This is a genomic window from Roseateles sp. GW821-FHT02E12, assembly GCF_059421665.1.
In genome coordinates this window covers 1,524,829-1,543,433 of sequence record NZ_JBWKVK010000001.1, presented here as the reverse complement: position 1 = coordinate 1,543,433, position 18,605 = coordinate 1,524,829, and the positions used below count along the sequence as shown (strand labels likewise).

Genomic DNA, 18,605 nt, shown 5'->3' with positions numbered 1-18,605 from the left:
TGAAGAAGGGGTGGCCGCAGCCGGCCACCCCTTCAGGACTTCAGAGCGGGCACGTCAGAACCAGCCTTTTACCGTATTGAAAATGCCGCGGCCACTGGCATCGCCCGCGAGCGCGCCGCCAATGCCGCCCACGATGCCGCCGACCACGGTGCCCACGCCCGGGAAGATGGCCGTGCCGATGGCTGCGCCCAGCGCCGCACCACCCCAGCCGCCCAGCGCGCCGCCGGCCACGCCGGACGCGGTGCGCCCGGTGTTCTCGCCGATGCGGTTGCCGTCGGTCTGGTAGGCCTGCACGAGCGAGACGGCGTCCAGCACCGCGCCCACGGGCCGGGCCACCTTGCCGACGTTTTCCAGCACCTCGCCGGAGCCGCGCAGCAGGCGGTTGTCCATCAGCGCCTCGGCATCGCGCGCCACCTGGCCGCGGACTTCGCCGTCCAGCCCCTTGCGCCCCACCTTGGATTCGACGTCGATGCGCTGCTGCATGCGCGGGTCTGCCGCTGGCGGATTCGCCACCACGTCGACGACGCGCGCGCCGCCCTGCGTGGGCACCTCGGTGCGCACCGGCACGCCGGCGGCACGCCAGCGGTCGGCAATGGCGTCGCGCGCCAGCGCACCGTTGGTGTTGTTGGCCACCGACGCCGGCACGCCGGACGTGCGCCCGAGCGAACCAGCTGGCGGTGCGTGCACCGTCTGGCCCACCTGGATGCCGTTGGCGTTCAGCAGGTCCGTCAGCCCGCGCGTGAAGCCGCCCTTGCCCGTCCAGGCGCTGGTCGTCGCCTCCCAGCGCTTGGTCAGGATGGGGTTGTCGCGCAGCAGCTGGCCGCCCTGCTGGGCCCACGACTGCCCGGCCGCCCAGAGGCCGCCGGGCATGTGGTCCGGCACCAGGGAGGCCGAGCCGGGTTGGCTTTCACGAGCCGCCTGCAGCAGGTCCTGGTGGTAATGCGCCACGTCACCCGGGTGGCCCGAGTCCAGCAGGTGCCGCTCGATGGCGGCATGTGCCGCCTCGGCCGCCTGCGGGTTGTCGCGGCGCGCTTCCACCACCCAGTGCGCCAGGCGCTGTGTGTCCACCACGCCAGTGCGCGCATCGGTTGCGCGGCCAACCACATCCGCGGCGGGGTCCCGCGTGACCGGCGGCGCGGAACGCGCGCCCGAGGCGCCATCGACTGCAGTCAAGCTCATGGCGGCCCCCGGTCAGAACTCGAGACGAATCACCGTCAACGAGAAGCGGTGCGCGTCACGCGTCGCGGGTTCGGGCTGACGGCGGGTTTCGCCGCTCTCGCTGGCCGAGGCCAGCGCGCCCAGGAACGCACCGCTCAGCGACGCCGAGAGCAGGCCCGAGAAGGCGCTGAACAGGCTGCGCAGGAAGTCGCCCGCCTGCTGCTGCGTGGCTTCGGCCGGCGGGTTCTTCTGCAGGTCCGTGGCGTTGATGTAGTTCTGGTCGACCTTGCGGATGGCGCCGTTCGAGTCCACCGCCAGGAAGCCCTTGCCGGCCGGGTTCTCCTGCAGCACGTTGCCGTCGTCGTGGGTCCAGTCCAGGGTCTTGCCCCAGCCCTTGGCCTCGTCGATCTTCAGGTCGCCGACCTTGTTGGTGTCCACGCCGCTGATCTCCACGCCGTAGTCGCCGTTGGTGATGGCGAGCTTGCTGGCCAGCGTCGCGCCGTTGCCGGCGGGCGTGGTCTCGATCGTCAGCTTGGTGCCGTCTTCGAGCGCGAAGGTGGTGGTGCCCCAGAAGTCGAAGGCGTGCTGGCCGTCGACGTTCACGTGCGGGTCGCCCCAGATGTTGTAGTTCTCGCCGGTGTGCTTGTTGGTGATGTTGACGGTGTTGTTGTCACCCGCGGTGATGCGGTAGTTGTCGTTCTCGAACACTGCCTGGCCGCCGCTCATCTTGGTGCTGGCGTGGGTCGGGTTACTGCTGTCGGCGCTGGCCGAAGCGCTCAACGAGGCGCTGCTCGTCGCTTGGATGCTGGTCATTCGGATCTCCTCAGGGGTTTGCTCAGTCGCGATGCGATTGCATTCGGACTCGCTCACCCCCGCTAGCTGCGGCCGCCCGCAATTCGGGGCAGCCGCAGCTAGGGCCAGCCGCAACCTTTTCAGCTTGGGTTGGCCTGTGCCCGGTCGCAAGACACGCGTCGACTGGCGGCGCGGGCAGCTTCTCGTACTGGATGCCGGCCCGGGCGGGCGCGACCTGCCGCTGTAAGCAGCCTGGACAGCCTCAGAGCTTCAACTTGCCGTGCACGCCCTCGTCGACCCGCTGGGCCGTGATGGCGCCGAACAGCATCTTGAGGCCCGCGATCGCCGCGCCGTTGCGGTTGTCCCAGTACTCGCCGCTGACGGGGTCCACGCGCAGCAGGCAGATGCGCGGGTCATCCTCGCCCTCGGTGAACCAGGCGCGCAGCTTCGGGCTCCACAGGCGTTGGATGGTCTCCCGGTCCGTCACCTGAGCCACGCTGCCGTCCAGCTTCAAGTGGCCGCCGTTGTCGCTCTCCTTGAAGAACAGCGTGACGCGCGGATCACGGTCCAGCTCGATGTTCTTCAAGCTGTCGATCTCGGTGAAGAACCACAGCTGGCCGCTGCCCTCCTCCACCTCGATGACCGTCATCGGCCGGGCATGCAGCTGCAAGCCCATGCCCAGCGTGCAGAAGAAGCAGCTGTTGCCGGCCTGGACCAGGTCGGCGATCTTGCGCGCGGCGGCGGGGCCGCTCAGGTCTTCTTCGGTGCTCACGTCGTCGTGATCGGATGTGTTGCGGCGGGTGGCGTCTTGCATGTCGGCTCCTTGGCTTTGACTGACGCTCAAGCCTAGGCAGCCGCCCGGGTGAAGCCTGTCGGCCAGGAAGACGGCCCCATGTCGGCACGGGCCGCCTGCTCTCCTACAAGGGCATAGGCGCCAGCCGATGGGCGCTGCTGCGGCTTGCTGCGCCAATCAAGGTTCTGGCACCTCGCCCACCTCCAAGGAGCAAGCCATGTCCAGCGACATCTTCAAGCGCAACCAGCGGCCGTGGCTTACCGCTACCGCCGCTATCGCAATGCTGGTCGCCTGCAGCCAGCCAACGCAGCAGCCACCCGCTGCAACGGCGGCCAACCCGCCACCGGCCGAGCCATCCGGCGGCGGTGGCAGCGGCACGCCTGATCCGGCCATGCCGCCGCCCGCACCGCCTTCGCCGCCCTCCGTGGCGCCGCCCTCGTTCCCGCAAGCATCCGCGCCCGCACCTTTCCCGGCCTCGAATCCGACACGCTGAACGGCCGCGCCTCAGCCGGCAACGTGTCGGGACAGCCCGGCCACCAGCGCGTCGAATACCGCGCGACAGGCCATGTTCTGGCGCAGGTCCTCGTGCATGGCCACCCAGGTCTCCAGCGGCCAGGCGAACTGATCCGCCAGCACGCGCTCCAGCACGGGTTCGCGCCGTGCCAGCGCCGTCTGGCAGACGCCGATGCCGGCGCCGGCGCGCACCAATGCGAGCTGGGCCAGGTCGGAGTCGCAACGCAGCGCAAAGCTGTCGCGGCTGATGCCGCCCAGGCGCTTGGCCCCCGCGCGGATGAAGGGTGTCACCGTGTCAAAACCCACCAGCGTGTGGCCACGCAGCTCGGCGAGCGACGCGGGCCGGCCGACGCGGTCGAGATAGTCGGGGCGCGCAAAAAAACCCAGCTCGATGCTGCCGATGCGGCGCGCGATGAGCTGCCCCTGCTCGGGTGGCGTCATCCGCACGGCGATGTCGGCCTCGCGGCGCAGCAGGTCCTGCAGCTGGTTGCTCAGCGCCAGCTCCAGCACCAGGCCGGGGTGGCGCTCACGCAGCCCCGCGAACACGCCGGCCAGCACCTCCACGCCGATGACCTCGCTGGCCGTCACGCGCACCGTGCCGCTCACCTCGTCGCCCCGCGCCGTCGCCGCCCGCTGCAACGCAGCCGCGGCCGCCTCCATCTGCTCCGCATGCCCGCGCAGCGCCAGCGCCGCGTCGGTGGCCAGCAGGCCGGTGGGCGAGCGGGTGAACAGCGGCTGCCCCAATGCCAGCTCCAGCGCGGCCATGTGGCGGCCGACGGTCGGCTGCGTCAGCCCCAGCAAACGCGCGGCGCCCGACAGCGAGCCCTCGCGCAGCACACCGAGAAAGGTGTGCAGCAGTTCCCAGGGCAAGGTCGAGGCCATACACAAATGTATAGCCGTGCGTCGATCTTCGGCAATTCTCAAATAGCCCGCGGTTTTCCAGAATGCACCGCATCAACAGCGAACTGGAGAGCAGCGATGCAAGGCAAGACGAAGACGGTTCTGGTGCTCGGCGCGAGCGGTGGCATTGGCGGCGAGGTGGCACGCCAGCTGCGCGACGCGGGCTGGCAGGTGAAAGGCCTGAAGCGCGGCCAGGCGGCGGCGCACGAACTGCGCGACGGCATCCACTGGCTGCGCGGCGACGCACTGAACGCCGCCGACGTGGCCAGCGCGGCCCGGGGCTGCGGCGTCATCGTGCATGCCGTCAACCCGCCCGGCTACCGCGACTGGGACCGCCTCGTGCTGCCCATGCTCGACCACAGCATCGCCGCGGCCAAGGCCGAGGGCGCCACGGTGGTGCTGCCCGGCACGGTCTACAACTTCGGCCCCGACGCCTTCCCGCTGCTGCACGAGGGCGCGCCGCAGCGCCCCGTCACCCGCAAGGGCGCCATCCGCGCGGAGATGGAGGCACGGCTGCGCGCAGCCAGCGAGGCCGGCCTGCGCGCCATCGTCGTCAGGGCGGGCGATTTCTTCGGACCGCAGCCGGGCAACAACTGGTTCTCGCAAGGCCTCATCAAGCCGGGCAAGCCGGTGACGGCGATCAGCAACCCGGCCGCACCCGGCGCCGGCCACCAGTGGGCCTACCTGCCCGATGTGGCGCGAACGATGGTCGAGCTGCTGGCCAGGCGCGACACGCTGCCCGCCTTCGCCAGCTTCCACATGGCCGGCCACTGGGACGCCACCGGCCGCGAGATGGCCGAGGCCATCCAGCGCGTCGTCGCCACCCAAACCGGCCGGCCGCCGCGCATCGCCGCCTTCCCCTGGTGGCTGCTGAACCTGGCCTCGCCCTTCGTCACGACCTTCAAGGAGATGCGCGAGATGCGCTACCTCTGGCAGCAACCTGTGCGCATGGACAACGCCGGTCTCGTCGCCGCGCTGGGCCAGGAGCCCCACACGCCGCTGGACGAAGCCGTGGAGGCTTCCCTGCGCGGCCTGGGCTGCCTGCCACCGGCAACAGCAGCAACGGCGCCCGGCCGTAACATGGCCTCCAGCTCATTCGCCAGGACTTCCCCATGACCTACTGCGTCGCCATGCGCCTGCGTGCGGGCTTGCTGTTCGCGTCCGACACCCGCACCAACGCCGGCGTCGACCACATCGCGACCTTCCGCAAGATGTACCAGTTCCAGATCCCGCACCAGCGCGAGATCGTCATCCTGACGGCGGGCAACCTGGCGACGACGCAGTCCGTCATCTCCGTGCTGAACCAGCGCCTGCATGGCGACGGCGAGCACCTGCTCAACGTGCCCAGCCTCTACGACGCGGCCGTGCTGCTGGGCCGCACGCTCAAGGAGATCGTCTCCCGCGACAGCGACGACCAACACGGCAACGTCGACTTCGGCGCCAACATGCTGATGGGCGGCCAGATCCTGGGCGAAGGCCCGCGCCTCTTCCACATCTACCCGCAGGGCAACTTCATCGAGGCCACGGAAGACACGCCCTACTTCCAGATCGGTGAGAGCAAATACGGCAAGCCCATCATCGACCGCGTCATCCGCTACGACACGACGCCGCTGGACGAGGCCGCCAAGTGCACCCTCGTCAGCTTCGACTCGACCATCCAGTCCAACCTATCGGTCGGCCTGCCCATCGACATGATCATGCTGCGCGCCAACCAGTTCGAGCAGGCGATGAAGCCGCCCAACCGCATCGGGCGCGACGACCCGTACTTCCAGTCGCTGCGCACGGGCTGGAGCGCAGGGCTGCGCAAGGTGTTCGACGACCTGCCCAACGAGCCCTGGTTCGACCAGTGAGCCAGGCTCGCTTCGAGCCCTGGGAACACCCGTCCCCCGTCACCGGCACGACGCTGCGCGGCTGGCGCACGCCGCCCACGGGCAGGCCGCTGCTGCACTTCCTGCACGGCAACGGCTTCTGCGGCCGCGTCTACGAGCCGATGCTGCAGGTGCTCTCGGCCGACTTCGACCTCTGGCTTTGCGATGCGCCCGGCCACGGTGACAGCGAGCCGGCGGCGCGCTTCCCCGGCTGGAACGCCTGCGCCGCAGCCGCGCTCGAGGCGTTCCAGGCCGGCCGCAAACCTTACGGCGACGTGCCTTGCTTCGCGGCCGGCCACAGCTTTGGCGGCGTGCTCACGGCACTGCTGCTGGCCGAACCCGGCCAACCCTTCGCGCGCGCCGTGCTGCTGGACCCGGTGCTCTTTCCGCCCCCCATGCTGCTGGCCGCGACGCTGATCGGTCGCGTCGGCAGCGGCCTGGTCAACCCCCTGGCCCGGGCCACGAGGCAGCGCCGGCGCGAATGGCCCGACCGCGAGCATGCCCGCCAGAGCCTGCGCGGCCGCGGCACCTACCGCGGCTGGGCCGAGCCCGCGCTGGACGCCTTCATCACCCATGCGCTGATGGACACTCCGGACGGCCACGCCCGGCTCAAGTGCGCGCCAGAGCTGGAGGCCACGATCTTCAGCACCATGCCCCAGCGCCTGTGGAGCGGGCTGCGCCGCATTGCCGTGCCCACATTGCTGCTGCACGGCAGCGACACCATGCCCTTCATCCGCGAGGGCTGCGCACGGGCGCACCGCCACAACCGGCCGCACCTGCATCCGCAGGTAACGGCCGGCAGCCACTGCTTCATGCAGGAAGCGCCGGCCGACGCGGCGGCGCGCGTACGCGCCCACCTGATTCAGGCTGGCAGCGGCCCGAGCACGCGCATCGAGTAGTCCACCGCCTTGACGTCCTTGGTCAGGCGGCCGATGGAGATGCGGTCCACGCCGGTCGCGGCGATCCAGCGCAGCTGATCCAGCGCCACGCCGCCCGACACCTCCAGCAGCGCCCGGCCCGCGTTGACGGCCACGGCCTCGCGCATCTGTGCCTCGCTGAAGTTGTCCAGCAGCACGCTGATCGCACCCGCATCCAGCGCCTCGCGCAGCTGCTCGATGGTCTCGACCTCGATCTGGATGTCCACGCCCGCGTTCAGCGCCTGGGCCGCACGCAAGGCCTGACCCACGCCACCGGCTGCGGCGATGTGGTTTTCCTTGATGAGGATGCCGGCGTACAGCGCCAGCCGCTGGTTCTGCCCGCCGCCCACGCGCACCGCGTACTTCTGCGCCAGGCGCAGGCCCGGCACGGTCTTGCGTGTGTCGAGGATGGCGCAGCCGGATGGGTTGGGGCTCGCGCCGGCCACCGCGTCCACATGGGCGCGTGTGATCGTCGCCGTGCCCGACAGCAGCTGCAGGAAGTTCAGCGCCGGCCGCTCGGCCGACAGCAGCGCGCGGCCATCGGCCTCGATGCGGCAGGCGATGCTGTCCGCCGTCATCAGCTCGCCTTCGTCGTAAAGCCATTCGATGCGAGCCGTCGCGTCCAGCGCGGCAAACACGCCGTCGAACCAGTCACGCCCGCACAGCACCGCCGCCTCGCGCACGCGCACCTGGGCGGCCACGCGGCGGCCCGCGGGCACCAGCTGGGCCGTCCAGTCGCACTTGCCGATGTCCTCGGCCAGGGCCTCGCGGATGTTGCGTTCGCGCGCGCCCTCCAGTGTCTCGTTCTGGTTCACTCCGCCGGCCCCACTGTCAGTGTGATCTCGCCCAGGCCCTCGATGCGGCCCACCAGCACATCGCCCGGCACCACGGCACCCACGCCGGCCGGCGTACCCGTGTAGATCAGGTCGCCCGGATGCAGGTGATACAGATGAGACAGGTTGGACACGATCTCGGCCTGCTTCCAGATCATCTCGGCCAGGTCGCCGCGTTGCTTCTCCACGCCGTTCACGGCCAGCGTGAGGGCGCCCTTGTCCAGCGTGCCCAGTTCGCTCTTGCGCACGATGTCGCTGAGGATGGCCGACTGGTCGAAGCCCTTGGCGGTGTCCCAGGGCCTGCCGGCCGCCTTGGCCACGGCCTGCAGGTCGCGGCGCGTCATGTCCAGGCCCGCGGCATAGCCCCAGATGGCAGCAACCGCGGCCTCGGGCGTGACCTTGAACACCGGCGCGCCAATGGCCAGCACCAGCTCCATCTCGTAGTGATAGTTTTTCGTCTCGGTCGGGTAGGGCACCGTGGAGCCCGAGGGCGTCAGCGCCGTGGCCGGCTTGGTGAAGTAGAACGGCGGCTCCCGCGTCGGGTCGGCGCCCATCTCGCGGGCATGATCGGCATAGTTGCGGCCGACGCAGAAGATGCGGCTCACCGCATAACGCGCATCGGTGCCGCGGACGGCGGCGCTGGGAATCTCGGCCGGAGGAAAGACGAAATTGCTCATGGCATGGCTTCGACGATGGAAGGACAGCGCGCAGCATACTGGGCTGGTCCTGCTGCTTGTGCTGATGACGGGCTGCGCCACCAAGGCGCCGGCACCGGCGGATCGCGATGGGCCACTGCCCAACCCGCCGGCCGACCTGGCCCGCGTGCCCGACGCCGTGCCGCGGCTGGAGCCCATCCGCATCGGCGGCCCCAACAAGCCCTACGAGGTGATGGGCGAGCGCTACCAGCCCATCCTGGCTGACGTGCCTTACGCCGAGCGTGGCTTGGCTTCCTGGTACGGCCGCAAGTTCCACGGCCGGCCCACGGCCAGCGGCGAGGTCTACAACATGTACGCGATGACGGCCGCCCACCCGACGCTGCCCATCCCCAGCTACGCCCGCGTGCGCAACCCGTCCAACGGCCGTGAGGTCGTCGTGCGCGTGAACGACCGCGGCCCCTTCCACAAGGGCCGCGTCATCGACCTGAGCTACACGGCCGCGCTCAAGCTCGACCTGCTGCGTGGCGTGGCACCCGTCGAGGTCCGGCGCATCACCTACGCCGAGATCCGCGCCGGCGTGGGCGTCGCGCCAGCCAGCGAACCGCCGCCCGTCTTCGCGCCCGACACCCCGCAGGGCGCGCCGCAACGCGAGACGACGCCCGGCGGTGCTACCGGCAACAGCTACTGGCTGCAGTTCGGCGCCTTCTCAAAACTGGACGGCGCCGAGACCCTGCGCCAGCGCGTGGCCGAAACCGACCTGGCCCTGCTGCCGCTGCTGACCGTCGTGCGCGAGGCCGGCAAGCATCACCTGCGCGCCGGGCCCTTCCCGAGCCTGGACGAGGCGCGTGCAACGGCTGCGCGGCTGCGCGACGAAGGCGGGCTGGAGTCGACTCTGGTCGAGAAACGCTAGCGCCCGCCGCCCGCGTCAAGCAGCGTGCCCACCGTGTAGCTGGACGCATCACTGAGCAGCCAGACAACGGCCTCGGCGATCTCCTCGGCGCGGCCCATGCGCTGGATGGGAATGTCTTTCACCTGCGCCTGCGCGCGCTCCAGCATGCCGCTGGTGGCATGGATGTCCGTCTCGATGATGCCGGGCCGCACACCGTTGACGCGGATGCCCTCGGCGATCAGCTCGCGCCCCAGGCCTTTGGTCAATGTGTCGACGGCGCCCTTGGTGGCCGCGTAGTCCACATAGATGCCGGCCGAGCCGAACTCGGCCGCGCGCGAGCTGAGGTTGACGATGGCGCCGCCCGCGCCGCCATGCTTGGTGCTCATGCGCCGCGCGGCCTGCTGGCAGCACAGCAGCGTGCCGATGACGTTGACATCGAAGAGGCGGCGCCAGCGCTCGGGCGTCATCGCCTCCAGCCGCGCGGCGGGTGCAACGACGCCGGCGTTGTTGACCAGGCCCGCCAGCCGGCCGCCGGCCGCGTCCAGGCGCTCGAACATCGCGGCCACCTGGGCCTCGTCGGCCACGTCGGCCTGCAGGGTCAGCGCGCGCCGGCCGAGTGCGTGCAATCTGGCCGCCACCGCCTCGGCCGCGCCGCTATCCTGGGCGTAGTTGATGGCTACGTCCCAGCCGGCCTCGGCACAACGCAGTGCCGTGGCGGCACCGATGCCACGCGAACCTCCGGTGATCAATACCCAAGCCGTCATGCCGGCATTGTGGGGTTGTCGGAGAAGATGGGCGGCCCACTTCAAACCACATGGATTTCCTCGACGTCCCGACAGTCCTCAAGGTCAGCGCCCTCTTCAATCTGATGGCGGCGCTGGCCTGGCTGATGCTCGCCCAGGTCTTTCGCATGGCGCCGCGCGCCGGCCGGTTGATGGCAGCGGGGCATCTGGTGCGCATGCTCACCCAGGGCTGCGGCGACTGCATGGCCGGCTGGCCCGCGCTGCTGCGCCAGGCCTTGCCCGAGTTCGGCCTGCTGGCCTGCGTCGTGCTGCTGCTGCTGGCACTGCGGCGCATGCTGCGCAGCCGGCTGCGCCTGCGCCACATCGCCTGGGTCAGCGGGCTCGGAGCGGTAGGCATTGCCGCCGGCCTGGCCAGCGGCTCGGGTCTCGGGCCCCAGCTCGCCAGCACGCTGAGCGTGGCCCTGCTGTCCGTGCTGGCCGTGCGCGAGGTGGTTCGCGGCGTGGGTGACCGGCTCTCGCCCATCATCACGGCCTGCACCACGCTGCCCTTCGCCGCGCTGGCGCTGCTCACCCTCGCGCATTTCGCCGAACTGCTGCTCGTCCCCGGCTGGGAGGGCCATATCCTCAACGGCGAGCTGCCGTCGCCCGCTCGCGCCGTGCTGTGGTTCACCGTCACGGCCGGCATCACGCTGAGCCTGCTCGCGCTGATGATCTGGCGCCTCATCACGCGCATCCAGCACCTCACCTACCGCGACCCGCTGACGGGCGCGCTGAACCGCCGCGCCTTCGAGCAGGCGCTGATCGACGCCCAGGCCCAGCTGCAACGCGGCCGCGGCTTCGCGCTGGCGATGATCGACATCGACCACTTCAAGCGGGTCAACGACGAGCACGGGCACCAGGCCGGCGACGCGGCCCTGCAGCATTGCGTGCGGGTCTGGCAGGCCGGGCTGCGCGAGGTGGACCGCCTCGGGCGCCTGGGCGGCGAGGAGTTCTGCGTGCTGCTGCCGCTGGGCGCGCCGGGCGACCTGGCGACGGCCGCCACCGTGGCCGAGCGGCTGCGCAGCCATCTTGCCGCCCAGCCGCTGCGCTGGAAGGACGCGGAGCTGAGGTTGTCGGCCAGCTTCGGCGTGGCGCTGCCCGTGGCCGGTGATGCACAAGGCGAGATCTGCCTCGTGCGCGCCGACGCCGAGCTCTACCGTGCCAAGGCCGAGGGGCGCAACCGCATCTGCGTGGCCACGCACCTGCTCCCGGCGGGAACGGCATGACCACGCTCGCCCAGACCCAGACGCTGCTGGCCAGCATCATCCTCGTGACCGCCGTGTGCGTGCTGGTGTGGCTGGCGCTGGCATTGATCGCGCGCATCGCGCCGCGGGCCTCGCTGGCCATGGCCTGCGCGAATGCGGCCGCGGCGTTGTCGCTGACCCTGCATGCGCTGCGCGGCGTGCTGCCGGACGCCCTCACGTACTGGCCGGGCGACGTGCTCTCCGTCGCCTCCTTCGCGCTGCTCGGCGCGGCGGTGTCGGGCATCACGATGCGCCAGGTGATCTGGAAACCGGGGGCCGTCGTCGTCGTCGTCGCGGCACTGCTGCTGCTCGCCCTGCCCGACGATCCCGGGCTGCGCTGGCAGGCCCGCATCGTCAACGGCGCCGGTGCCGGCTTGACGCTCGCGGCCGGCATCGCGGCCTGGCGCAGCCTCAGTGGCCGCGCCAATGGCCGGCGCACGCCCGCACCGCTGACGCTGCCGCTCTTCTTCATCGCGCTGCTGATGGCGTGGCGCTGCCTGGAAACCTTCACCAACCCCGGCCGCATGCCCGGCATACGCGCCCCGACCGAGTTCAACCTCGTCTTCCTGTGGGCCGCGCTGGTGCTGACGCTGCTGCAGAACGCGACGCTGGCCTTCCTGGTGCTGATGCGCCTCATCCTGCGCATCGAGCGCCTGCTCGAGCGCGACCCGCTGACCGACACGCTGAACCGCCGCGCCTTCGACCAAGCCATGGCGCACGCCCATGCCTGGCTGGCGCGCGGCCGCGGCTATGCCCTCGTCATGATCGACATGGACCGTTTCAAGCAGCTCAACGACAGCCTCGGCCATGCCGCCGGCGACGCCGCGCTGCGCCAGATGGTGCAGGAGCTGCAGCCCTGCGTGCGCGACGTGGACCGCTTCGGCCGCCTGGGTGGAGAGGAGTTCTGCGTGCTGCTGCCCGACACCGACATTGCCGGCGCGGCACTCGTCGCCGAGCGCATGCGCACGCTGGTCGACACGGCGCCGCTGCGCTGGCTGGAGCAGGACTGGCCGCTGAGCGCGAGCTTCGGCGTCGCCGAGGCCGAGCGCGGTGATGCCGGCGGCGATGCGGTGCTGGCGCGGGCCGACGCGGCGCTGTACCGCGCGAAGAACCAGGGCCGCAACGTCGTGCAGGCCTGAGGAAGCACGGCCCTCCCGGGAACTCGCGGCCCGAACTTGCCACAGACGAGGACCGCGTGAGTAAACCGCGGCAGCAACCAAGGCGCCCCACCATGCTCGAACCCCAAGACGTCATCGACCAGGCCGCCGAAGCCGCCGAGGATGCCAAGACCGCGCGGCTCAACGCGGCCGTCGCCGTGACCGTGGCGGTGCTGGCCACCTTCATGGGCATCTGCAAGGTCAAGGACGACAACATCGTCCAGGGCATGCAGCAGGCGCAGGTCAATAAGCTCGACTACTGGGCCTACTACCAGGCGCGCAACATCCGCGCCGACGTTGCCGAGGCCGCGGCCACCCAGCTCGAACTCGCCAGGGCCGGCGCGCCGGCGGCCCAGGCCGATGCCTACGAAAAAGCCATTGCGGGCTACCGCACCAAGCAGGCCGACCAGCTCAAGAAGCGCGACGAACTCAAGGTGCTGGCCGAAACCGCGCAGTCGACCTACGAGTCACTGAACCGCCGCGACGACCAGTTCGACCTGTCCGACGCGCTGCTGGCCATCGCCATCGCGCTGCTGGCCGTGACGGCGCTGACGCGCCTGTGGCCCCTCTACGTCGTGGCCATGGTGCCGACCTTCTTCGGTGTGCTGATGGGGGTGGCGGGCCTGATCGAGCTGCCCATCCACCCCAACATGCTGTTCAAGCTGCTGGCCTGACGAAGGGCCTGTTCACACGGTGGCATCCTTCAAAGGCAGGATGCCGCCCCCTAGCTTGGCGCGCGTAATGCAGCCACCCGGCGCCTAGATTTCCTTGCAAGCGCGCATGCGGTCGCGCCAGGGAGATCTCCATGCTGCGCCACCTGCTGCTGATCGGCTTCATCGTGCCCTTGCTGGCCGGCTGTGCGGGCACGCCGGTCGTGAACGCCTTGCACAACCCGCTCTACCGGGCCGAGAACCACACCTCCACGATCACCGTGCGCGCCACCGAGCCGCGTGACGGCATTGCCGAGATCCACATCCGCGCGGTGGTGGGCGAGCTGACAGCCTGCAATGCCGGCACGTTCTCGTTTCCCAGCCTCATCCCCTGCCGGCGCAATGCGGTGGCGCTGGGCGCCATCTGCACCTTCGCCAACGTGAAGACCGAGGTGAGCTGCAGCTTGCCGATCTCGATCACGCCGCAGCGCCTGGTCAGCTACACGGCCAGCGCGCGCAGCGGCGGCAATCGCACGAGCACGGCGCCCGACGTCACCTACGCCGGCGGCGCGCCGCTGACGCAGGCCACGCTGAACCTGCCCATCATCGGCAGCCTCACCATTCCCTGGGAGACCGCGCGGCCCATCATCTGGCGCACCGATACGCCGTCGTCCGCCACGGACCGTGGCGACAAGATCGACTGGGGGCTGGTGCCCGATGCCGACATGCCCAGCTACCGCGCCTTCACCGACGACCTGCAGCCGCTGGTGCTGGCGCTGTTCTACACCGACACCAACAACTTCACGCAGTGGACGCGCTTCTGGAAGGGCTTGTTCAACATCTGGGCCGGCCCCACCGGTGCCGACGGCGAGGGTTGCTCACGCAGCTTCGCGGCGCCCGCTTCCACCGTGCGCGCGGCCTTCGACGGCACGCAGATCCTGCACCGCAACGCCTTCCGCGACTGCGCGTCCATCTCGCTGGGCGGCGGCGCCGGCACGGCCCAGACCAACCTGGGCGACGCGGCCTGGGTCATGCTGCACGAGGCCGGCCACTTCCTGTTCGGCCTGGGCGACGAATACGTCGGCGGCGGCAACTCGTCCATCTCCACACCCAAGAACGTGTTCGGTTCCAAGGCCGCCTGTGACTCCGCGTCCACCAGCAACAGCCTGCCCACGTCGCAATGCGTGCAGATCGGCACGACCGGCACCTGGCGCAACGACGACGCCCAGAACACGACGATGGAGGACCGCATCCTCAGCAGCGACTGGCGCACGCTGGCCGGCCGCGCCCTGGGTACCCGCATCAACAAGTGCACCAGCGGTGCCTGCTACTGAAGGAGGCAGCCATGACAAAGATCTCCATCCCGCTGGCGTCAACGCTTCTCGCACTGGCCTGCGCAGCGACTGCGCAGACCAACACGGCCCCGCAGGCATCCGACGGCGGCAAGGCCACCCTCGTGGAGCCGCGGCCCGTGGCCGAGGCCGACGACCCGCTCAACAACCGCGTGCTGGCCCAGACGGCCAACGGCCTGGCGCTGAGCCTGACGATTGACGGCAGCAGCGTCACGCTGAACTCCGTCGCCGCCGCCCGCGTGCCCCTGCGCCAGGCGCGGCCCGCGCGCGGCGAAGAGGGCGACACGGTGACCATCACCGGCTTCTCGGCGGGGCGCATCGTCGCCAGCACCGTCGTGTCCGACGCCGTGCTCAATGCCAGCGAGGGCGACGGCCTGGTGCGGCTGACGCGGCGCCAGGTCTCGGCCGTACTCGTGGCCAACGCGCCGATCGACACGCTGCAGGTGTCGGCACCGGCCACGGCCGCCAGCGCGACGCTGGCCGTGCGCCCGGCCTACGCCCGCCTGTGCGAGGCCGCGCCTAACCACGAGTGGTGCCCGAAGCAGCCGCCGCGTTGAAAGGCGGCGGCCTTCAGGTCACCACACCTTGCAGTGCTGGCCCGCCGGCTTGACGAGCTTGGCGCCCGGCTTGCAAGCAAAGGCCTTCTCGAACTCCGGCATGTTGACGACGACGCCGTTGATGCGCCAGCGGGCCGGTGAGTGCGGGTCCACCTTGGCCTGCACGCGCAGCGCCTCGGGGCGGGCGTCGGCACAGTCCCACTGCGCGAAGCCGACGAAGAAGCGCTGCTCGGGCGTCATGCCGTCGCGGTTCTCCAGCGTCTTGCCCACCATGTGCACCTTCCAGGCTTCCCAGGCCAGCACGAGGCCGCCGAGGTCGGCCAGGTCTTCGCCCAGCGTCAGCTTGGAGTTGATCTTGATGTCGTCGACGACGGTGTAGCCGGCGTACTGGTCCACCACGCAGGCAGCGCGCTTCTCGAACTCCTGGCCGTCCTTCTTCGTCCACCAGCTCTTCAGGTTGCCCTGGGCGTCGAATTGCCGGCCTTCGTCGTCGAAGCCATGCGTCAGCTCGTGGCCGATGGTGCCGCCGGTGTTGCCGTAGTTGGGCGCCTCGTCCAGGCGCGGGTCATACAGCGGCGCCTGCAGCACGCCCGCCGGGAAGTTGATGTCGTTCATCTGCGCGTCGTAGTAGGCGTTCACCGTCTGCGGCGTCATGCTCCACTCGCCGCGGTCCAGCGGCTGGCCGATCTTGGCCAGGCGGCGCCGGGCCTCGAAGGCATTGCCGCGCATGACGTTGCCGAGGAAGTCGCCACGCTGCACGGCCAGCGCCGAGTAGTCGCGCCAGCGCTCGGGGTAGCCCACCTTGTTGACTATTGATCTGAGCTTGGCGTGGGCGCGCGCCTTGGTCTCGGCGCTCATCCAGGCCAGGCTGTCGATGGAGCGGGCCATCGCGGCCTCGATCTCGTCGGTCATCTGCACCGTGGCGGCCTTCAGGTCGGGCGTGAAGTTGCGCGCGACGAACTCCTGGCCCAGGGCCTCGCCAAGCTGCACGTCAACGAGCTGCACGCAGCGCTTCCAGCGCGGCTTGAGCTGGGGCTGGCCGGTCAACGTCTGGCCATAGAAGTCGAAGTTGGCCTGCACGAAACCGTTGTCCAACGCGTTGCTGAGGCTGCTGGCCAGGTGCCAGCGCAGATAGGTCTTCAGGTCGGCCAGGCTCATCGCGTTGAGGCGTGCGCCCAGGGCCTTGAAGAAAGCGGGCTCGGTGACGTTGTAGCGGGCGTGCCAGGGCGCGGTGCCGAGTGCGGCCTGGTAGCTCGCCCAGTCGAAACCAGGCGTGAGCGCCTTCAGGCCGCGGGCGTCGACGACATGGAAGGTCTTGTAGGGGTCGCGCTTGTCGACCTTGGACAGGGAGGCCTTGGCCAGCACCGTCTCGGTGTCCAGCACGCTGCGCGCCGCGGCCTTGGCAGCAGCCGGCGCCTCGCCCAGCAGCTCGAAGACGCGCGCCACATGCGCCTCGTAGGCGGCGCGGATCTTCAGCGTCCGGTCGTCGCGCTTGAGGTAGTAGTCGCGGTCAGGAAGGCCCAGGCCGCCGGCGGAGGCGAAGGCGATCTGGCGTGTCGCGTCGGCAAAGTCCTGGCCCGCGCTGAAGCCGAAGAAGAGGCGGTCGTTGCCGGCCGCGAGCTGCAGCTCGGCCAGCAGGGCCGGCAGGTCGCGCTTGTTGTTCAGCGCGGCAATGCGGTCCAGCAGCGGCTGCAGGCCTTTCAGCCCCGCGGTCTGCACGGCGCCTTCGTCCATGCAGGTGGCGAAGTAGTCGCCCAGCTTGCCCTGCGTGGCCGTGCGCTCGGCGCCGGGCTCGCCCAGCTTGTTCAGCACGCCCCAGAGGTAGCGCTGGTTCTCGTTGGCCATCTTGGCGTAGACCGACCAGCGCGACTGGTCCGCCGGGATGGGGTTGGTCTTGGTCCAGGCGCCGCAGGCGAAGCGGTAGAGGTCGTCGCAGGGGTCGACGCTGCGGTCCATGGCCGTCACGTCCAGGCTGGGCGTGTAGGGCAGGGCATCGAGCGGCGTTTCTGCGCCGTGGGCCAACGTCGCCGCCAGCAAGGCGGGGAGCAGCAGTCGTTTCATGATGGGCAGAACGAATTTTGAAGTGGGAGCGATTGTGGGCGCGACACGCACAGCCAGCCATTCGTCAGAGGCGCTTGCCCCCGGCAGCGGCCGCCATCAACTGCGCCAGCCGGCGTTCACGCGTGGCCTCCTGCTTGGCGCTCAGCACCCAGCCAGTCGCAGAACTCGACGGGGGAGGCGAAGTACAGCGGTTCGGCCATGATGTGCGCATTCTGATTCGCCCTGCCCATCCATGAACACCCTGCTGCTGCTCGTCGCCATCGCCGATGAACACAAGGCCTTGCTGCTGAACCGCTTTCGCGTCATCGACGCGCCCGACGCCACCCGCCGCGCCGCGGCCATCGCCGCCCATGCCGGCGAGATCGAGCTCGTGCTGACGAATGGCGCCACGGGCTTTCGTGCCGACGAGATCGCTGCCTGCCCCAACCTGAAGCTGCTGGCCGCCCAGGGCGCCGGCTACGAGACTCTGGACCTTGCCGCCGCCCGGGCGCGCGGCATCCTCGTCTGCAACGGCGCCGGCACGAATGACGACTGCGTGGCCGACCACGCGATGGCCCTGCTGCTGGCCAGCGTGCGCGCCCTGCCTCAGCAAGGCACGGCACTGCGGGCCGGCGTGTGGCGCGACGCCCTGCCCCTCTTCCCCCAATTCAGGGGCCGGCGCCTGGGGCTGATCGGCATGGGCACCATCGGCCGCAAGATCGCCGATCGCGCGCTCGCCTTCGGCATGCTCATCGGGTATCACAACCGCCGCCCGCGCGAGGACGCCGGTAGCGCGACGTACTTCGACAGCGTGCCCGCCCTGGCCACCTGGGCCGACGACCTCGTCGTCGCCGCGCCGGGCGGTGCGGCCACCAAGCACATCGTCAACGCCGAGGTGCTGGCCGCGCTGGGCCCCGGCGGCCATGTCGTCAACATCGCGCGCGGCTCCTGCGTGGACACCGCCGCCCTGGCCGCTGCGCTGCGGGCCGGCCGCATCGCCGGCGCGGCACTGGATGTCTACGAGAGCGAGCCCCTGCCTCCGCAGGAGCTGCTGGGCCTGGACAACGTCATCCTGACGCCCCATGTGGCCGGCTGGTCACCGCAGGCCATCCGCGCGACGGTGGAGAACTTCATCGCCAATGTCGAAGCCTGGCAGCGTGGCGAGCCGCTGTTGACGCCGATCTGAGGCCGCTGGCCTCAGCTGCGCCGCGACTCCAGCACCTGGCTCTCCTCGCGCGGCGCGTACTGGCGGCGGCCGCCTTCCTGCAGCGCCACCTCCGCGGCAATGCGGCCCAGCTGCGAACTGGCCATGTCCTGGAGCGTCTGCAGTTCGGCCTCGTCGGGCATGCGCGTGTCCTGCGCCTCGCCAGCCCCGGCCCGCGCCAGCTTGCGGCGAGCGAACAGCGCATCCAGGGTCAGCAGGCGGTTTGGGGTGGAGGGGGTATTCATGGCATCTCCGAGAAAAACGTCGGGGTTATGGAACAGACGTCATCGCGGCCCCGAC

At 70.2% G+C, this 18,605-nt stretch carries 20 protein-coding genes; 11 read left to right on the top strand and 9 right to left on the bottom strand.

Features of this window, described 5'->3' with window-relative positions; genetic code table 11:
- Nucleotides 1-54 precede the first annotated feature (54 nt).
- The 3 genes from AC07V5_RS07375 to AC07V5_RS07365 all read right to left on the bottom strand — a co-directional run bounded on the left by AC07V5_RS07375 (nucleotide 55) and on the right by AC07V5_RS07365 (nucleotide 2,764).
- Nucleotides 55-1,179, bottom strand: a complete 1,125-nt coding sequence (locus AC07V5_RS07375) for a glycine zipper domain-containing protein (protein WP_495114986.1) — start codon at nucleotides 1,177-1,179, stop codon at nucleotides 55-57.
- Between the two features lie 12 nt (nucleotides 1,180-1,191).
- Nucleotides 1,192-1,971: a DUF1521 domain-containing protein gene (locus tag AC07V5_RS07370; protein WP_495114985.1), complete on the bottom strand. Its 780-nt coding sequence runs from the start codon at nucleotides 1,969-1,971 to the stop codon at nucleotides 1,192-1,194.
- 241 nt (nucleotides 1,972-2,212) lie between these two features.
- A complete protein-coding gene (locus AC07V5_RS07365) occupies nucleotides 2,213-2,764 on the bottom strand; it encodes a pyridoxamine 5'-phosphate oxidase family protein (protein ID WP_495114984.1) in 552 nt (183 codons plus the stop codon).
- Nucleotides 2,765-2,960: 196 nt separating this feature from the next.
- Here AC07V5_RS07365 and AC07V5_RS07360 point away from each other — a divergent pair, with 196 nt between their 5' ends.
- Complete coding sequence (locus tag AC07V5_RS07360) at nucleotides 2,961-3,236, top strand: hypothetical protein (RefSeq protein ID WP_495114983.1); 276 nt, start codon at nucleotides 2,961-2,963, stop codon at nucleotides 3,234-3,236.
- Nucleotides 3,237-3,247: 11 nt separating this feature from the next.
- Here the strand turns inward: AC07V5_RS07360 and AC07V5_RS07355 are convergent, their stop codons facing one another.
- Nucleotides 3,248-4,138: a LysR family transcriptional regulator gene (locus AC07V5_RS07355; protein ID WP_495114982.1), complete on the bottom strand. Its 891-nt coding sequence runs from the start codon at nucleotides 4,136-4,138 to the stop codon at nucleotides 3,248-3,250.
- A 96-nt stretch (nucleotides 4,139-4,234) separates the two neighbouring features.
- On the opposite strand from AC07V5_RS07355, the gene AC07V5_RS07350 reads away from it, so the two are divergent.
- From AC07V5_RS07350 to AC07V5_RS07340, 3 genes are read left to right on the top strand one after another with little or no spacing between them, the layout of a single operon-like run.
- Nucleotides 4,235-5,272, top strand: a complete 1,038-nt coding sequence (locus tag AC07V5_RS07350; protein WP_495114981.1) for an NAD-dependent epimerase/dehydratase family protein — start codon at nucleotides 4,235-4,237, stop codon at nucleotides 5,270-5,272.
- Nucleotides 5,269-6,006, top strand: a complete 738-nt coding sequence (locus AC07V5_RS07345; RefSeq protein ID WP_495114980.1) for a proteasome-type protease — start codon at nucleotides 5,269-5,271, stop codon at nucleotides 6,004-6,006. The genes AC07V5_RS07350 and AC07V5_RS07345 overlap by 4 nt, the downstream gene beginning before the upstream one ends.
- Complete coding sequence (locus tag AC07V5_RS07340) at nucleotides 6,003-6,923, top strand: alpha/beta fold hydrolase (RefSeq protein WP_495114979.1); 921 nt, start codon at nucleotides 6,003-6,005, stop codon at nucleotides 6,921-6,923. Before AC07V5_RS07345 ends, AC07V5_RS07340 begins: the two co-directional genes overlap by 4 nt.
- Here the strand turns inward: AC07V5_RS07340 and nadC are convergent.
- Nucleotides 6,887-7,756, bottom strand: coding sequence for a carboxylating nicotinate-nucleotide diphosphorylase (gene nadC, locus AC07V5_RS07335; RefSeq protein WP_495114978.1), 870 nt, complete (start codon nucleotides 7,754-7,756; stop codon nucleotides 6,887-6,889). The two genes, AC07V5_RS07340 and nadC, sit on opposite strands and share 37 nt — an antisense overlap.
- Nucleotides 7,753-8,451, bottom strand: a complete 699-nt coding sequence (locus AC07V5_RS07330) for a fumarylacetoacetate hydrolase family protein (protein WP_495114977.1) — start codon at nucleotides 8,449-8,451, stop codon at nucleotides 7,753-7,755. The genes nadC and AC07V5_RS07330 overlap by 4 nt, the downstream gene beginning before the upstream one ends.
- Here AC07V5_RS07330 and AC07V5_RS07325 point away from each other — a divergent pair.
- On the top strand, nucleotides 8,450-9,340 hold the full coding sequence (locus tag AC07V5_RS07325) for a septal ring lytic transglycosylase RlpA family protein (protein WP_495114976.1): 891 nt from the start codon (nucleotides 8,450-8,452) through the stop codon (nucleotides 9,338-9,340). The two genes, AC07V5_RS07330 and AC07V5_RS07325, sit on opposite strands and share 2 nt — an antisense overlap.
- Here the strand turns inward: AC07V5_RS07325 and AC07V5_RS07320 are convergent.
- Entirely contained in the window at nucleotides 9,337-10,083 is a 747-nt protein-coding gene (locus tag AC07V5_RS07320) for an SDR family oxidoreductase (protein ID WP_495114975.1), read from the bottom strand. The genes AC07V5_RS07325 and AC07V5_RS07320 overlap by 4 nt on opposite strands.
- 50 nt (nucleotides 10,084-10,133) lie before the next feature.
- Between AC07V5_RS07320 and AC07V5_RS07315 the strand changes: the two genes are divergently transcribed.
- The 5 genes from AC07V5_RS07315 to AC07V5_RS07295 all read left to right on the top strand — a co-directional run bounded on the left by AC07V5_RS07315 (nucleotide 10,134) and on the right by AC07V5_RS07295 (nucleotide 15,061).
- Complete coding sequence (locus AC07V5_RS07315) at nucleotides 10,134-11,327, top strand: GGDEF domain-containing protein (RefSeq protein ID WP_495114974.1); 1,194 nt, start codon at nucleotides 10,134-10,136, stop codon at nucleotides 11,325-11,327.
- The gene (locus AC07V5_RS07310) at nucleotides 11,324-12,484 is read left to right on the top strand and encodes a GGDEF domain-containing protein (RefSeq protein ID WP_495114973.1); all 1,161 of its coding nucleotides are present in this window, start codon (nucleotides 11,324-11,326) and stop codon (nucleotides 12,482-12,484) included. The genes AC07V5_RS07315 and AC07V5_RS07310 overlap by 4 nt, the downstream gene beginning before the upstream one ends.
- 92 nt (nucleotides 12,485-12,576) lie before the next feature.
- Nucleotides 12,577-13,176 carry a DUF4337 domain-containing protein gene (locus AC07V5_RS07305; protein ID WP_495114972.1) on the top strand — a complete coding sequence of 200 codons (600 nt, stop codon included), beginning with the start codon at nucleotides 12,577-12,579 and terminating at the stop codon, nucleotides 13,174-13,176.
- 131 nt (nucleotides 13,177-13,307) lie between these two features.
- The gene (locus AC07V5_RS07300) at nucleotides 13,308-14,486 is read left to right on the top strand and encodes a M64 family metallopeptidase (protein ID WP_495114971.1); all 1,179 of its coding nucleotides are present in this window, start codon (nucleotides 13,308-13,310) and stop codon (nucleotides 14,484-14,486) included.
- Nucleotides 14,487-14,497: 11 nt separating this feature from the next.
- Nucleotides 14,498-15,061 carry a hypothetical protein gene (locus tag AC07V5_RS07295; RefSeq protein ID WP_495114970.1) on the top strand — a complete coding sequence of 188 codons (564 nt, stop codon included), beginning with the start codon at nucleotides 14,498-14,500 and terminating at the stop codon, nucleotides 15,059-15,061.
- 18 nt (nucleotides 15,062-15,079) lie between these two features.
- Here the strand turns inward: AC07V5_RS07295 and AC07V5_RS07290 are convergent, their stop codons facing one another.
- Nucleotides 15,080-17,122, bottom strand: a complete 2,043-nt coding sequence (locus tag AC07V5_RS07290) for a M13 family metallopeptidase (protein ID WP_495114969.1) — start codon at nucleotides 17,120-17,122, stop codon at nucleotides 15,080-15,082.
- A 232-nt stretch (nucleotides 17,123-17,354) separates the two neighbouring features.
- Between AC07V5_RS07290 and AC07V5_RS07285 the strand changes: the two genes are divergently transcribed.
- Nucleotides 17,355-18,287, top strand: coding sequence for an NAD(P)-dependent oxidoreductase (locus AC07V5_RS07285; RefSeq protein WP_495114968.1), 933 nt, complete (start codon nucleotides 17,355-17,357; stop codon nucleotides 18,285-18,287).
- Nucleotides 18,288-18,298: 11 nt separating this feature from the next.
- Here the strand turns inward: AC07V5_RS07285 and AC07V5_RS07280 are convergent, their stop codons facing one another.
- The gene (locus AC07V5_RS07280) at nucleotides 18,299-18,550 is read right to left on the bottom strand and encodes a hypothetical protein (RefSeq protein ID WP_495114967.1); all 252 of its coding nucleotides are present in this window, start codon (nucleotides 18,548-18,550) and stop codon (nucleotides 18,299-18,301) included.
- Nucleotides 18,551-18,605 lie beyond the last annotated feature (55 nt).